Origin of the sequence: Loktanella sp. DSM 29012 (assembly GCF_900110705.1) — a bacterium.
Lineage (GTDB): Bacteria > Pseudomonadota > Alphaproteobacteria > Rhodobacterales > Rhodobacteraceae > Loktanella > Loktanella gaetbuli.
Genome location: NZ_FOEJ01000009.1, coordinates 60,034 through 74,125 on the forward strand (window position 1 = coordinate 60,034; position 14,092 = coordinate 74,125).

At 62.9% G+C, this 14,092-nt stretch carries 15 protein-coding genes and 1 pseudogene; 2 read left to right on the forward strand and 14 right to left on the reverse strand.

Annotation, left to right across the window (positions count from 1 at the left end; translation table 11 throughout):
- Window positions 1–4: 4 nt before the first annotated feature.
- The 12 genes from BMX27_RS15745 to BMX27_RS15795 form a co-directional block, all read right to left on the reverse strand.
- Window positions 5–1,627 carry a monovalent cation/H+ antiporter subunit D gene (locus BMX27_RS15745; RefSeq protein WP_090161211.1) on the reverse strand — a complete coding sequence of 541 codons (1,623 nt, stop codon included), beginning with the start codon at window positions 1,625–1,627 and terminating at the stop codon, window positions 5–7.
- The gene (locus tag BMX27_RS15750; protein WP_090161213.1) at window positions 1,624–2,001 is read right to left on the reverse strand and encodes a Na+/H+ antiporter subunit C; all 378 of its coding nucleotides are present in this window, start codon (window positions 1,999–2,001) and stop codon (window positions 1,624–1,626) included. The genes BMX27_RS15745 and BMX27_RS15750 overlap by 4 nt, the downstream gene beginning before the upstream one ends.
- Before the next feature lie 2 nt (window positions 2,002–2,003).
- A complete protein-coding gene (locus BMX27_RS15755) occupies window positions 2,004–4,886 on the reverse strand; it encodes a monovalent cation/H+ antiporter subunit A (RefSeq protein ID WP_090161215.1) in 2,883 nt (960 codons plus the stop codon).
- Between the two features lie 229 nt (window positions 4,887–5,115).
- Entirely contained in the window at window positions 5,116–5,727 is a 612-nt protein-coding gene (gene ureG, locus BMX27_RS15760) for an urease accessory protein UreG (RefSeq protein ID WP_090161217.1), read from the reverse strand.
- Window positions 5,724–6,386, reverse strand: a complete 663-nt coding sequence (locus BMX27_RS15765) for an urease accessory protein UreF (RefSeq protein WP_256212588.1) — start codon at window positions 6,384–6,386, stop codon at window positions 5,724–5,726. The genes ureG and BMX27_RS15765 overlap by 4 nt, the downstream gene beginning before the upstream one ends.
- Window positions 6,352–6,816 carry an urease accessory protein UreE gene (locus tag BMX27_RS15770; RefSeq protein ID WP_090161220.1) on the reverse strand — a complete coding sequence of 155 codons (465 nt, stop codon included), beginning with the start codon at window positions 6,814–6,816 and terminating at the stop codon, window positions 6,352–6,354. Before BMX27_RS15770 ends, BMX27_RS15765 begins: the two co-directional genes overlap by 35 nt.
- 19 nt (window positions 6,817–6,835) lie before the next feature.
- Entirely contained in the window at window positions 6,836–7,051 is a 216-nt protein-coding gene (locus BMX27_RS15775) for a hypothetical protein (protein WP_090161222.1), read from the reverse strand.
- Between the two features lie 132 nt (window positions 7,052–7,183).
- Window positions 7,184–7,327, reverse strand: a complete 144-nt coding sequence (locus tag BMX27_RS16930; protein WP_177172759.1) for a hypothetical protein — start codon at window positions 7,325–7,327, stop codon at window positions 7,184–7,186.
- A gap of 210 nt (window positions 7,328–7,537) precedes the next feature.
- Window positions 7,538–9,277 carry an urease subunit alpha gene (gene ureC / locus BMX27_RS15780; RefSeq protein ID WP_090161224.1) on the reverse strand — a complete coding sequence of 580 codons (1,740 nt, stop codon included), beginning with the start codon at window positions 9,275–9,277 and terminating at the stop codon, window positions 7,538–7,540.
- Window position 9,278: 1 nt separating this feature from the next.
- Complete coding sequence (locus BMX27_RS15785; RefSeq protein WP_090161226.1) at window positions 9,279–9,584, reverse strand: urease subunit beta; 306 nt, start codon at window positions 9,582–9,584, stop codon at window positions 9,279–9,281.
- 39 nt (window positions 9,585–9,623) lie between these two features.
- The gene (locus BMX27_RS15790) at window positions 9,624–9,926 is read right to left on the reverse strand and encodes an urease subunit gamma (protein ID WP_056037736.1); all 303 of its coding nucleotides are present in this window, start codon (window positions 9,924–9,926) and stop codon (window positions 9,624–9,626) included.
- Window positions 9,927–10,751, reverse strand: coding sequence for an urease accessory protein UreD (locus tag BMX27_RS15795; RefSeq protein ID WP_256212589.1), 825 nt, complete (start codon window positions 10,749–10,751; stop codon window positions 9,927–9,929).
- 243 nt (window positions 10,752–10,994) lie between these two features.
- Between BMX27_RS15795 and BMX27_RS15800 the strand changes: the two genes are divergently transcribed.
- The gene (locus BMX27_RS15800; RefSeq protein ID WP_090161229.1) at window positions 10,995–11,447 is read left to right on the forward strand and encodes a MarR family winged helix-turn-helix transcriptional regulator; all 453 of its coding nucleotides are present in this window, start codon (window positions 10,995–10,997) and stop codon (window positions 11,445–11,447) included.
- Entirely contained in the window at window positions 11,444–13,189 is a 1,746-nt protein-coding gene (locus tag BMX27_RS15805) for a feruloyl-CoA synthase (protein WP_090161230.1), read from the forward strand. Before BMX27_RS15800 ends, BMX27_RS15805 begins: the two co-directional genes overlap by 4 nt.
- Window positions 13,190–13,291: 102 nt before the next feature.
- Here BMX27_RS15805 and BMX27_RS15810 read toward each other — a convergent pair whose 3' ends face one another.
- Window positions 13,292–13,675 (reverse strand): iron chaperone, encoded by a 384-nt coding sequence (locus BMX27_RS15810; RefSeq protein ID WP_090161232.1) that lies wholly within the window; start codon window positions 13,673–13,675, stop codon window positions 13,292–13,294.
- 221 nt (window positions 13,676–13,896) lie between these two features.
- A pseudogene (locus BMX27_RS15815) lies at window positions 13,897–14,092 on the reverse strand (enoyl-CoA hydratase); the annotation flags it as partial.

Genomic DNA, 14,092 nt, shown 5'->3' on the forward strand with positions numbered 1-14,092 from the left:
CATATCAGTAACCTTCCTCGGCCGTGGCGGCATCGCCGCCGGTGTCATCGCCGTAGTCGCCGCTTTCGATCACCTTGCCTTCGGTTGTCAGGACAACGTCGATATAGGGCGCGGGGTTGAACAGCTGTGCTGCGGTTGCATCCATGGTTCGCATCACGGGACCGGCGAACAGGGTCAGCGCGACCAGCATCGTCAGCGTGCCACCGATGGCCACGACAGGCAGCACGGGCGGGGCAGGAACCTGTTCGGGGGTGTTGGATTCGTCCGCTTCGCTGTCAGGTACGGTGGTTTCGGCTGCGACCTGATGCGATTTCCAGAAAATCTGGCTGCCCGCGCGACCAAAGCCTACGACCGCGATCAGCGACCCGATCAGGATTGCGGTCCAGATCCACGCCTCCAGCGGGTGATCCAGGGCTGCGGTCATGACCAGCAGTTTTCCGATGAACCCCGACAGTGGTGGCAGGCCGGTCATGGCGATGGCCGCGACAAAGAACATGCCGGCCACCAGCGCCCCGCCCGCGATGGGGGCCGCGTTGCGCAGGTGCACGCCCATGTCGCCGCGCCGGTCGCGCATCACGTCCACCAGCAAGAACAGCGCCGCGGCGGCAAAGGTCGAATGCACGGCATAATACAGCGCTGCGGCAATGCCTTGTGGTGTGAACACCGATACCGCCGCCAGCAACAGACCCATGGAGCCGATGACAGAAAAGGCGACCAGACGGTCGACGCGGTTGGACCCCAGTACGCCGATCATGCCCATCATGAGCGTTAGCAATGCGGCGGGCATCATCCATGTGTCGAACAGACCCTGCGTCAGCGACAGGTCCGTCGGGAACACCAGCGTATAGACGCGGATGATGCAATAGGCGCCGACCTTGGTCATGATCGCGAACAGGGCCGCGACGGGGGCAGGGGCCTCGGCATAGCTGGCAGGCAACCAGAAGTGCAGCGGAAGGAGTGCCGCCTTGATCGCGAAAACCAGCAGCAGCAGGACGGCGGCGACCCGGATGCCGGCGGTATCGGCAGGGTCGAGCGCGGCCACCCGCACGGCAAGGTCGGCCATGTTCAGCGTGCCGGTCTGCGCATAAAGCGTGCCGAGCGCGAACAGAAACAGCGTCGACCCCAGCAGGTTGAACAGCACGTATTGCGTGCCCGCGCGCAACCGGTCGGCCCCGCCGCCGTGGATCATCAGACCGTAGCTGGCGATCAGCAGGATTTCAAAGAACACGAACAGGTTGAACATGTCGCCAGTCAGAAAGGCGCCCATGATCCCCATGATCTGGAACTGGAACAGCGGATGGAAATGCCGCCCCCGTTCATCCCAACCCGACCCGATGGCATAAAGCAGGACCAGCGGCGCCAGAATGGCGGTGATCAGCACCATCAGCGTCGACAGCCGATCCGCGACCAGCACGATTCCGAACGGGGCCTGCCAGTTGCCCAGCTGATAGATGTCGATGGTGCCGTCGGATGCGCGCCAGAACAGACCGATGGCCAGCGCCAGCGTCAGGACCGATCCGGCCAGCGAAAAGGTGCGTTGCAAAACCCGGTGATAGCGCGTGACCATCACCAGGATTGCCGCCAGCATGCCCGGCAGCAGAATGGGCAGGATCAACCAATGGGTCATGATTGGGCCCCCGCGCGCGCTTGGTCATCGGCCGCATCTGGTTCGGTGTCCGCGTTGGGGGTGTCCACCATGTCGTCGTCATTGGCGAGCCATGACCCCAGCGCCACGATCACCACGACAGCGGTCATGCCGAATGAAATCACGATGGCGGTCAGCACCAGCGCCTGCGGCAGGGGGTCGGAATAGATGTCCACCCCGTCGGTCAGCACGGCCGGGGCATTGGGCAGCAGGCGGCCCGATCCGAACAGGAACACGTTGACGGCGTAGGTCAGCAGCGAAATTCCGATGATCACCGGAAAGGTCCGCAGCCGCAGCACCATGTAGATCCCCGATGCCGTGAGCATGCCCACGGCGGTTGCGACAAGAAGTTCCATGTTCAGCCCTCCTTCTGCGCTGTGGTGCGAAGGCTGCCAATGGGCGGCACCTCTCGGGAGGGATCGATGTCCATCGCGTGTTCGTTGGTTTCATCCCCCTGACGCCGTGCAAGGCGCGAGTAGGATTCAAGGCTGAGCATCACGGCACCGACCACGGCGAGGAACACGCCTAGGTCAAAGGCCATTGCCGTCGCCAGTTCGAATTCGTTCATCGGCGGAATGCGGAAATATCCGAACGCAGAGCTGAGGAAGGGCACGCCCGCAAACCAGCTGCCGATCCCCGTCAGGCCAGCCACCAGCACGCCCGCGCCGATGATCCCGTGATAGGGATAGCGCTGGCGCCGTTCGGCCCAGGCAAAACCCGACGCCATGTACTGCATCACAACCGCGATTGCGACGACGAGGCCGGAAATGAACCCGCCGCCCGGCTCGTTGTGGCCGCGCAGGAAGATGTAGAAACCCACCATCAACACCACGGGCATCATCACGCGGGTCAACACGACCATCATCAGCGGATGCGCGTCGCCTGCCTGTTCCTCTTCGTAGCCGCGGTTCAGCAGACGCGCGCGCACGGACGACGACAGCAGCGATTCCGTCAGGGCATAGATCACGAGTGCTGCGATCCCCAGCACGATGATCTCGCCAAAGGTATCGAATCCACGGAAATCCACGAGGATGACGTTGACCACGTTGTCACCGCCGCCGCCCTTGTAGGAATTGGCCAGGAAATATTCGCTGATCGAGGCTGTCGGGAAATCCGACATCAGGATGGAATACATCAGCATGGTGGTCGCCACACCGCCCAGGACCGCGATCACGCCGTCACGGGTCCGGCGGGCCGGGCTGGATTCGACCGGCGTGCTGTTGGGCAGGAAATTCAGCGCCAGCAAAAGCAGGATGATCGTCACCACCTCGACCGAGATCTGTGTCAGTGCAAGGTCGGGGGCCGAGAAATAGTTGAATCCGACGGACACGATCAGACCTACGATTCCCATCAGGATCAGCGTGGCCAGGCGGTTGCGATGCACCCGCACCATGAACAGGGTCGCGGCGACCAGCATTGCCCATCCGGCAAAGGCCGGTGGCGTGATCGGCAGCATCTCGCGGCCCTGGGCCAGTGACGTGCCGGTGATCCATGCAAAGGCACCGACCGCTGTTGTCGTCACGATCATGATCGCGGCGTAGCGGGTGAAACTGCCGTTGTGCAGACCTTCGGCAAAGCGGTTGGCGGCGGTGCCGCACCCGTTCACCAGCGCCTCGAATATCGTCTTGGCCTCGGGGCGGGGGGTGTTGTCCCATGCCTTGATCAGTGGCTTGTAGGCCAACAGCATCAGGATGCCGCCGATCACGGCGATGACGGACATCAGCAGGGGCAGGTTGAACCCGTGCCACAGCGCCAGGTATTTGTCCGGGACCAGTGATGCGTCGCCCAGTACGGCGGCGGTCACGGTTTTCACAAAAGGTTCGGCGAGGAAGGGTGCCACACCCAGCACGACCACGGGGATCGTCAGCAGGGCAGGGGACAGCCACAGCCCGACACCGGGATCATGCGGCGTGGCGGGATAATCGCTGCGTTTCGGGCCAAAGAAGGTGTGACCGAGGAAACGGAACGAATAGGCAGCAGAGAACAGCGCGCCCACGGTCGCCACGATGGTCACCAGCCAGGGCGAGCCATAAAGGGTGGTGACTGTCGCTTCTTCGAGCATCATTTCCTTGGAAATAAAGCCGTTGAGCAGTGGGATACCCGCCATCGACAGCGATGCGAGTGTGGCGATCATAAAGGTGATCGGCATCAGGTGCCGCAACCCGCCCAGCCGGGTCATGTCGCGGGTGTGCGCCTCGTGATCGACGATGCCGGCGGTCATGAACAGTGCGGCCTTGAACGTGGCGTGGTTCAGGATGTGGAACACGGCGGCCATGACACCGAACGGTGTGCCGGTGCCCAAAAGGAACGTGATCAGACCCAGATGCGAGATGGTCGAAAACGCCAAGAGCGCCTTGAGGTCATGTTTGAAGAACGCGATGAAGGCCGCGATCACCATGGTCAAAAGGCCCGCGGTGCAGACGATATATGTCCAGGCCTCGGTCCCGGCCAGAACGGGCCAGAGGCGCGCCATCAGGAACAACCCGGCCTTCACCATGGTGGCAGAGTGCAGATAGGCCGACACGGGCGTGGGGGCGGCCATGGCATGCGGCAGCCAGTAGTGGAATGGGAACTGCGCGGATTTCGTGAAACAGCCCAGCAGGATCAGCAGCAGCGCGGGAATATACAGCGGGGATGCCTGCACCATCTCGCGGTTTTGCAGCAGCGTGGTCAGGTCATAGCTGCCGCCAGCCTGTCCCAGCAGGATCATGCCACCGATCAAGGCCAGACCGCCCATGCCCGTCGTGGTCAGCGCCATGCGCGCACCCTGACGGCCCGCAGGCAGATGTTTCCAGAACCCGATCAGCAGAAAGGACGACAGCGACGTGAGTTCCCAGAAAACCACCAGCATCAGGATGTTGTCGGACAGCACGATGCCGACCATCGCGCCCTGAAACAGCAACAGGTAGCTGTAGAATTCGCCCATGTTGTCCTGACGCGACAGGTAGTAGCGCGCATAGACGATCACCAGCAGGCCGATGATCAGGATCAACCCGGCAAAGAAGAAGCCCAGCGGATCAAGGAACAGATTGACGTTCAGTCCCAGTGACGGAATCCAGTTCAGCTGCGCCTGAATGACTTCTCCGCCCAGAACGGCGGGGGCATGGACCAGCAGGCCGACGGTGGTCAGGCCGGTGACAAGGAACGTCGCCATGAAACAGGCCTGGCGGCCCGCGTGGATCATCAGACCCGGCAACAACGCGCCCAAAAAGGGCAAAAGAGCGATCAGGAATAGGGACACGGGTCTGGGGTCACCTCTGGCTAGCGCGGTCGGGGTGGCGGACGCCTACACCAGTGCGGAAAGATTGACGAGGGAAACCGGACAGGACGGGCGCGCGCCGTGGCGCACACCAAAGAATGAGCGGGGTCACGATAGGGGCCTCACTGCCTGCAATATCCTTTGTCACGTTTCCTTGATGCCATTTAAGACGCCTTTGCCGCAGTCCAAGACCCCGGCATGCCGGTTTTCGTCATAAACCGCCGAAATTTCGGATCTGGGCGATCACCTCGTCCACGCCGTCACCGGATTTCAGGGATGCGAACACGAACGGGCGGTCTCCCCTCGCGGTGGCGGCATCGGCCCGCATCCGGTCGAGGTTTGCGCCGACATAGGGCGCAAGGTCTATCTTGTTCACAACCAGCACATCGGACCGGGTCAGCGCGGGTCCGCCCTTGCGGGGGATGTCCTCTCCGGCAGCGGTGTCGATGACATAGATGGTGATGTCTGCCAGTTCGGGGCTGAAGGTGGCGGACAGGTTGTCGCCGCCGCTCTCAATCAGGACGATTTGCAGGTCGGGGTGGCGTTTGTTCATCCGGTCGATGGCCGCCAGATTGATGCTGGCGTCTTCGCGGATCGCGGTGTGGGGACAACCGCCGGTTTCCACACCTATGACGCGGTCGGCGGGCAGGATCTGCATCCGCATCAAGGCCTCTGCGTCCTCTTGGGTATAGATGTCGTTGGTGATGACAGCGATGGAAAATTCGGACTTCAGCCGTTCGGCCAAACGGGCCGTCAGTGTGGTTTTGCCCGCGCCTACGGGGCCGCCGATACCGATGCGCAGCGGGCCATTAAGTGTGGTCATGATTGAAACAGCCTGACGGTTTGGGTTTCGTGGGTCATCGCCATGATGTCGGACATCAGGGCGGTGGAATGAATGTCGTCGATGGTCGCGCCGCGCGTATCGCTGGCGACCGCGATGCAGACCGGGTGAAGTGCCGCGTTGATCGCCTGCGCGCGGGTCTGCCCGAGTGGCAACAGACGCTGCGCGCCGGCAACGAGGTTTCCGGCAAAGGATGACAGAAACAGCGGCACGACAGTGTCGATGTCCATGCCGATCTGACGGGCGGCATGGCCCACAGCAGGGGCCAGCGTCACGTCGGCCATGTCGATACCCCAGACCTGACGCGCGAGGTTGCAGAACGCGGCCCCCTGGCGGTCAGCCTCGGCCAGTCGTTCGCGGGCGGGCATAAAAGCGCGGCATTGCGCGTTCAGTGCAGTCAGATCGTCGGTTTCTGCCGCCAGCCTGAGCCAAATTGCGTCGCTGCGGCCCGTGCCATGGCGCAGCACATCGGTCAGCCAGCCGGTCAGGCTGTCCGCGTCGTGGATCAGGCCCGCCGCAACCGCCGCCTCGATCCCGTGCGAATAGGAAAAACTGCCCAGCGGAAATGCAGGCGACAGCCATTGCATCAGGGTCAACAGCCGTGCGTCAGTCATGGGCGGTATGGCCATGTGCGTGGGCATGGGTGCGCCCGTGTCCATAGGCACCGCCCTCGGGCGTGAATGGCTGGCAATCGGGCGTGACCCTGGCCCCGATGGTTTCCAGCATGTGCCGGATGACGTCATCGGCCTTGATCAGCAGATGGTCGGCCGCGATCTGGCAGGGCGTGTGCCGGTTGCCGATATGCCAGGCAATCCGGGCGAGGTTCGTGCCGGTGATCCGCAACACATCCTCGGCCGCGGCCTGCACGCGAATGCGCGGCCCGTCGTTCAGAACCAGCGCGTCACCCGCGTTCAGTGATGTGGTGTGTGGCAAATCCACGAGGAACCGCACCCCGGTGTCGGTCGTCAACACGCGGCGGCGCAGGAACCGCGATTCGTAGTCCAGTGTCACGGTATCGACAGCGGACCCGCCGAACGGTTCGACGTGCTGGGCGGTGGGCATGTCCGTCATGCCGCCACCGCCGTCAGTTTCATTTTGGAAACAGGTCGCTGAAAACGTGGTTTGGAATGTCGGCGCGGGTCAGACCCTGCTGTGCCAGCTCTGTGTCTGTCATCGCGTTCAGTGCGATCAATTGCGCGGTGCGTTCCTGCCGGATCGTTCCGGCGTTGAACCCCTGACCCAGCGTGGCGAAATAATCGTCCACCTGCGTTTGCAGGTCGGTCGGCAAGGTGGTGTCGAGTGGCATGGTCAACCTCTTGGTGCATGTGGCGGGGCAGCGGCCCCATGCACCAGAGGTGGCCCTGACCACCGGGATGCGTCAGGGGGGTAGGTGCAAGTCCGTCATGCACTGTGCGGGACTGCCCCCCGGATCGCGACTTCAGAACGTGTTCATCAGGTCGGCAAAGATATGGCGTGTGATGTCCTGACGACGCAGACCCATTTCGGCCAGTTCCGTATCGGTTTTCGCGTTGAGCCGTTCGATCTGGTCCAAGCGCGATTTGCGGTGGACGCAGGCTTTCAAGCCGCGACCGAAACCGGCCAGATGTTGCCGCGCTGTCGCGAGAATCCCGTGAAGGTCGTGATGTGCGGTGTAGTAACAAGCTAGTGGAAACCTCTTGATGTGCTGTCTGTGGTTTCCTCCCCTCTCGCCCAAGGCAGAGGGATCGGGGCTGTGCTGCGACAACCATCCTGGCAATGCCGGACTGCAGCAGGTGGAAAGCTGAACCGGCCATCAGAACATGAAATACCGCTGGGCCATCGGCAGAACCTCTGCCGGTTGGCAGGTCAACAATTCGCCGTCGGCGCGGACCTCGTAGGTTTCGGGATCGACCTCGACGGTGGGCGTGGCGTCGTTCAGTTTCAGATCGCGCTTGCCGATATTGCGGGTGTTTTCCACCGCCAGCGTCTGCTTCGCCAGGCCAAGCCGGTCGCGGATGCCGTCGTCCTGGGCGGCACCGGATACAAAGGTCACGGCGGAATGTTCGACGCTACGTCCGTAGGCCCCCCACATGGGCCGCGAATAGACCGGCTGCGGTGTGGGGATCGAGGCGTTCGGATCACCCATCTGTGCCATGACGATAGTGCCGCCCATCAGGACCATTTCCGGCTTTACCCCGAAAAACGCGGGATTCCACAGCACCAGATCGGCGCGCTTGCCTGCCTCGATGCTGCCGATGTGGGCGCTGATGCCGTGGGCGATCGCCGGGTTGATCGTGTATTTCGCGATGTAGCGGCGCACGCGGACATTGTCGTTGTCGCCCGTCTCCTCTGGCAGGCGACCGCGCTGCTTGCGCATCTTGTCGGCGGTCTGCCAGGTGCGGATCAGCACCTCGCCCACGCGGCCCATCGCCTGACTGTCACTCGCGATGATGGAAAAGGCACCCATGTCGTGCAGGATATCCTCGGCCGCGATCGTTTCGCGGCGGATCCGGCTTTCGGCGAATGCGATATCCTCGGGGATGGATTTATCCAGATGGTGACAGACCATCAGCATATCCAGATGTTCCTCGACCGTGTTCACGGTAAAGGGCCGGGTCGGGTTGGTGGACGACGGCAGCACGTTCTGTTCGCCACAGATCTTGATGATATCCGGCGCATGACCCCCGCCCGCCCCTTCGGTGTGGAACGCGTGGATCGTGCGGCCCTTGATGGCGTTCAGCGTGTGTTCCACGAACCCGGACTCGTTCAGGGTGTCGGTGTGGATCATCACCTGCACGTCCATCGCGTCGGCCACGCTCAGACAGCAGTCGATCGCGGCAGGGGTGGTGCCCCAGTCCTCGTGCAGTTTCAACGCGCAGGCCCCGCCCAGCACCTGTTCCTCCAACCCGGCGGGCAGACTGGCGTTGCCCTTGCCCGCAAAGGCGAGGTTCATCGCAAAGGCATCCGCCGATTGCAGCATCCGCGCCATGTGCCAGGGGCCGGGGGTGCAAGTGGTCGCCAACGTGCCATGCGCGGGACCGGTGCCGCCGCCCAGCATCGTGGTCACACCGGAATGCAGCGCGTCGTCGATCTGCTGCGGGCAGATAAAATGGATATGACTGTCGAACCCGCCAGCGGTCAGAATGCGCCCTTCACCGGCGATGATTTCTGTCCCCGGTCCGATGATGATATCGACGCCGGGTTGGGTGTCTGGGTTGCCGGCCTTGCCGATCTTGTGGATACGGCCGTCGCGCAGGCCGACATCGGCCTTGTAGATGCCGGTCCAGTCCACGATCAGCGCGTTGGTGATGACGGTATCGACGGCCCCCGCAGCGCGGGTGACCTGTGACTGGCCCATGCCGTCGCGGATGACCTTGCCGCCGCCGAACTTGACCTCTTCACCGTAGTGCAAGGCGTTGCCGCCGTCGCCACGGGTGGCCGTCAGGTCGCGCTCGACCTCGATGATCAGGTCGGTGTCGGCCAGCCGCACGCGGTCGCCGACGGTCGGACCATACATCGCGGCATAGGATGCGCGGGAAATACTGGTAGCCATGTCAGAGGTCCCCCATGACGGTCTGGTTGAACCCGTAAACGACGCGGCCACCGGCAAAGGGGATCACGTTCACCTCGCGTCTTTGTCCCGGTTCGAACCGCACGGCGGTGCCTGCGGCGATATCCAACCTGCAGCCGCGCGCCGCAGCGCGGTCGAAATCCAGCGCCGGGTTGGTTTCGGCGAAATGATAGTGACTGCCGACCTGCACGGGTCGGTCGCCGGTATTGGCCACCATCAGCGTCACGGCCTCGCGGTCGGCATTCAGGGTGATCTCACCCTCTGCCGTCAGTATCTCACCGGGGATCATCGCGGGTCTCCTGCATCATCTTGCCAAAAATACTCAGATTCAACGGATCGGATCATGGACCGTCACCAGTTTTGTGCCGTCGGGAAAGGTCGCCTCGACCTGTACGTCGTGGATCATCTCGGGCACGCCTTCCATGCATTGATCGCGGGTGACGACCTCGGCACCGGCCTGCATCATCTCTGACACCGACCGGCCGTCGCGGGCACCCTCGACCACGGTGTCGGTGATCAGCGCGATCGCTTCGGGGTGGTTGAGCTTTACACCACGCGCAAGGCGCTTGCGCGCGACCTCGGCGGCCATGGCGATCAGCAGTTTGTCCTTTTCGCGGGGCGTCAGGTTCATTCACAATCTCCAGCTTGGGGGCAGGGCGGACCCGGCCAACAGGGTCAGGGCGCGCGTCAGGGTGCGGCGCAGTTCAAAGCTGTCAGCGGCCAGCAGGCGGGCGCAGATCACGCCGTCGCGCGGGCTGCTGGCGGCACCGCCACCGCCGATGGCCGTGCGCAAGGCGTCCAGGCGGTTGCCTGCGTCGGGGGCGGCATAGATCAGTGTGGCCATGGCACCGGCACCACCTGCGGTGGCTGCGCGGGCCAATTGTGCCTGTGCGTCGCCGCTGATGTGGATCGCATCAGATACCAATGGCGCGCCGTCGCGGGTGACATGGATGCGGTCGGTATAGGAAATGTCACGCAGCGCCTCGCCCGACAGTGCCCGGCCAAAGACGACCGGTTCCACCAACAGGGCGGTGGCGGTGGGTGCGACTTCGCAGTGCAGACTGCGGTTCAGGCCGGATGCGTCGAACAGGATCGTGTCCTGCGGCAGCCACATCACAGTACTACCGTCCTGGGCCGTGATGGTGTTCACAACGCGGGCGGTGCCGTGAGATGCCTTGTAGATACGTTCGGCCGCCTGCGTGGTCAGGGCCAGATGCGCGCCGGCCCGGGCGTCCAGCATGACGCCCAGATCGTCGCCGCCGGTCAGCCCGCCGGATGTGTTCAGCAGCACAGCCGTCAGCGGATCGCGTCCCGTGGGAAACAGCAGTTTCAGACAGCCAGAGGTACGCAACCGCGCGATCCCGGTGCCGTCATTGCGCGCCTGCACGCACAGGTCGACCCGGCCATGGGACCGGACGGCAGGCACGGGTGTCGCGGGCGACAGGTTGGGGGACAAGACGGTGATGGCAGGCTCCTCTGATCTGCAAAACCTTGGTGACCGCATCCGGGATAAGTCAACCGACCCTGCGCAACAGGCCGTTGCGGGATCACCGTGATTTTGCGTGCTGCCTGTTTCTTGGGCAGTGGGCCGCGTTTTCGGACAGATCTTGCAGATCGGTCTGCGGTTTTCGTGGACAGCCGGTTGTTGAAACCTGTAACTGTTATGTAGCTAAACAATCTGATCCCCGGAAGGAGCGTCATGTCAGAGCCCGAGACAGACCCGGAAATCCTGCTGCGCGATTTCCTCGGGTATCATCTGAAACGGGCCTATGTCACCGTGCATGCCGATTTTCGCGACATCATGGGTGACGCGGGCCTGTCGACGCGCGTGTTTTCCGCGCTGGCCATGGTCGTGGGCCAGCAAGGCATCACGCAGAGCGAATTGGCCCGTGCGCTGGGTGTGGAACGGTCCGGCATGGTCGCGCTGATCGACGAGTTGGAGAGCGCGGATCTGATCCGGCGCGATCCCGTACCGGGCGACAGGCGGGTGCAGGCGCTGCAACCGACCGGCCGCGGGATCGCCCGGTTTGACGCCTTGGTGGCGCTGGTGCGCGCGCATGAGGCGCGGTGTTTTGCCGGGCTGGACGACACGGAAAAGGACACGTTGCTGCGATTGCTGCACAAGGTCCGCGCGGGGGGCAACAGCACATGACCGACCGATTCTGGACGCCGCGTTTCGCCTATGACCGCCGCGCTGACGGCACGATCCTGATGCGGCAGACCGATCCGCTGCCAGATCATCCGCAGGTCATGGCGGCCTATCTGGATCACTGGGCGCAGACAGCCCCCGACAGGACATGGATCGCGCGGCGCGGGCCAGATGGCAACTGGATCACCGTCAGCTACGCGCAGGCGCTGGATGCCGCGCGCAGGCTGGGTGCGGGGTTGCTGGACCTTGGGCTGACGGCAGACAGACCGCTGTTGATCCTGTCGGAAAACAGTCTCGAACATGCGCTTTTGGGTCTGGCTTCGGCCTATGTCGGTGTGCCGTTTGCGCCTGTGGCCGTGCCCTATTCCTTGGTCAGTCAGGACCACGGCAAGCTGCGCGACATCGCAGTGACCTTGAACCCCGGTGCGGTTTTTGCCGATGACGCCGCGACCTTTACCAAGGCACTGGGCGCCACTTCGGCAGACGGGCGTGCGGTCATCACGTGCAGGAACGCGCGATCCGGCGACGTCAGGTATGACGATCTAATGACCAGTGACCCCGCCCCGGCGGACGCCGCGCGGGCGGGTCTGACGGCGGACACGGTGCTGAAATATCTGTTCACGTCGGGGTCAACCGGCACGCCAAAGGCGGTGATCAACACCAACGGGATGGTTTGCGCCAGTCAGGCCATGGTGCGCGATTGCTACCGCTATCTCTCGGATGATCCGCCCGTGACGCTGGACTGGGCCCCGTGGAACCACACGGCGGCAGGCAACAAGGTATTTTACCTGATCCTGACCAACGGCGGCACCTATTACATTGACGACGGCCGCCCCGCGCCGGGCAAGATGAACGAAACCTTGCGCAACCTTTCAGAGATATCCTGCACCTGGTATTTCAACGTTCCGGTCGGCTACGATCAGCTGGTGGCCGCGCTGGAACAGGACGACGCATTGGCGCAACGGTTTTTCGCGAAACTTGGCATGTTGTTCTATGCGGGTGCCGGGATGGCGCAGCAGACCTGGGACCGGCTGTCGGCCGTGGGCCTGCGGATCACGGGGCGGCGGGTGTTGCTGGCCACTGGCCTAGGGGCCACGGAAACCGCACCCTTTACGCTGGCCTGCACCGATGTTCAGGACCAATCCGGCAACGTGGGCGTGCCCGCACGGGGTGTCACGCTGAGACTGGTGCCCGTCGGTGACAAGCTGGAGGCCCGGATCAAAGGGCCGAACGTGACGCCCGGCTATCTGGGCGATCCCGTCCGCACCGAAGAGGCATTCGATGACGAAGGTTTTTACCGGCTGGGCGATGCGCTGCGGCCCGCCGACCCGGATGATCTGTCCAAAGGGTTCTATTTCGACGGGCGGCTGGCCGAGAATTTCAAGCTGACGACCGGCACATGGGTGGCGGTGGGCGCGCTGCGCGCGCGGCTGGTCGATGCGATGGGCGGGCTGATCCGCGACGCGGTGATCGTGGGCGAGGATCAGCCAGAGCTGGGCGCATTGCTGTGGCTGACGCCCGGTGTGGACTCAGGTGCGGTGCAGGAGGCACTGGCGCAGGCGGCACAGGCGGCGACGGGATCGGCCAGCCGGGTCAAACGCGCGATTCCGCTGGACCATGACCCGTCACTGGACGCCGGCGAACTCACCGAGAAAGGGTCGCTGAACCAGCGGCAGTTGCGTGCGAACCGGACAGAGCTGATCGCCGCGCTCTACGCCGGAGGTGAGGGCGTGATGACAGTCTAAAGCGAACATTCAGGGGGAAAGGCACGGGTGGCCAGTCTGCCGACAGTCTCGCCATCTAGATCAAGGTCACGAATGGCGGCTTCATGGCAAGCGCCGCGCCGGTTACAGCTCGCAGCCGATGTCTTCGCCCGCTTGCCACATCGTAAAGGCGCGCGAAATAAATTCGTCGATCCGAGTGTCGTCGATCTTGGTTGTTTTAAAGAAGCGGATGCATCCTTTGCCAACATTCAGCCCATCCAGCAAATCTCCGGTCGGGTCGACCTTGGAGATATCCCCTACGTAAAGACTGACGTATGCTTTCTGCGCGTTTAGATGAAAAGCGTACGCATTATCAATCCCATATCCCAACATCTTGTAGTGGATGCGCTCACTCAGTTGCGGTGCCTTCCATCTGATTATTGCCCTGATTTCCTGCAACGTGTCCCGACGCCAATCGTCTTCCAGCATGTCCAAAAACTCAGATGGCGTTTCAGCGTTGCTCAACATGTCTTTTCCTGACGTTGCAATCGAGACTGAATCGAAAGTTAACACGAGCGAACGAAATGTTTAACAAAAGAGGCGTCGTGGAGCATCAGTAACTAAGGCTTCAAACCTACCGTTCGCTGCAGAACGCACCGAAGGACCATAGCGGTCCTTTCGCTGCTGGGCACTCAAAGGTCTGCCTTGACGCAAGCGTAGAAACGTTCGCAAGGCGTGATCGGTGCCGTCTATTTCCGAAAATTCGGCGGGCGCTTTTCCAGGAACGCGGCCAGCCCCTCTCGGGCGGCGTCGGTGGTCTGGGCCATGGCAGCAGAGAGGCTCTCGGTGAACAGGCCGTCGCTGCGGGACATGTCCTCGATCCGCGACAGTGCCTGGATCATAAGGTAATTCGAGAATGGCGCGTTGTCCGCGATTTTACGCGCG

Coding starts and splice junctions, on each gene's coding strand:
- BMX27_RS15745 (WP_090161211.1), bottom strand. CDS start 1,627: ATGACCCATTGGTTGATCCTGCCCATTCTGCTGCCGGGCATGCTGGCG.
- BMX27_RS15750 (WP_090161213.1), bottom strand. CDS start 2,001: ATGGAACTTCTTGTCGCAACCGCCGTGGGCATGCTCACGGCATCGGGG.
- ureG (WP_090161217.1), bottom strand. CDS start 5,727: ATGACCACACTTAATGGCCCGCTGCGCATCGGTATCGGCGGCCCCGTA.
- BMX27_RS15765 (WP_256212588.1), bottom strand. CDS start 6,386: ATGCCCACGCACATGGCCATACCGCCCATGACTGACGCACGGCTGTTG.
- BMX27_RS15770 (WP_090161220.1), bottom strand. CDS start 6,816: ATGACGGACATGCCCACCGCCCAGCACGTCGAACCGTTCGGCGGGTCC.
- BMX27_RS15775 (WP_090161222.1), bottom strand. CDS start 7,051: ATGCCACTCGACACCACCTTGCCGACCGACCTGCAAACGCAGGTGGAC.
- ureC (WP_090161224.1), bottom strand. CDS start 9,277: ATGGCTACCAGTATTTCCCGCGCATCCTATGCCGCGATGTATGGTCCG.
- BMX27_RS15785 (WP_090161226.1), bottom strand. CDS start 9,584: ATGATCCCCGGTGAGATACTGACGGCAGAGGGTGAGATCACCCTGAAT.
- BMX27_RS15790 (WP_056037736.1), bottom strand. CDS start 9,926: ATGAACCTGACGCCCCGCGAAAAGGACAAACTGCTGATCGCCATGGCC.
- BMX27_RS15800 (WP_090161229.1), top strand. CDS start 10,995: ATGTCAGAGCCCGAGACAGACCCGGAAATCCTGCTGCGCGATTTCCTC.
- BMX27_RS15805 (WP_090161230.1), top strand. CDS start 11,444: ATGACCGACCGATTCTGGACGCCGCGTTTCGCCTATGACCGCCGCGCT.
- BMX27_RS15810 (WP_090161232.1), bottom strand. CDS start 13,675: ATGTTGAGCAACGCTGAAACGCCATCTGAGTTTTTGGACATGCTGGAA.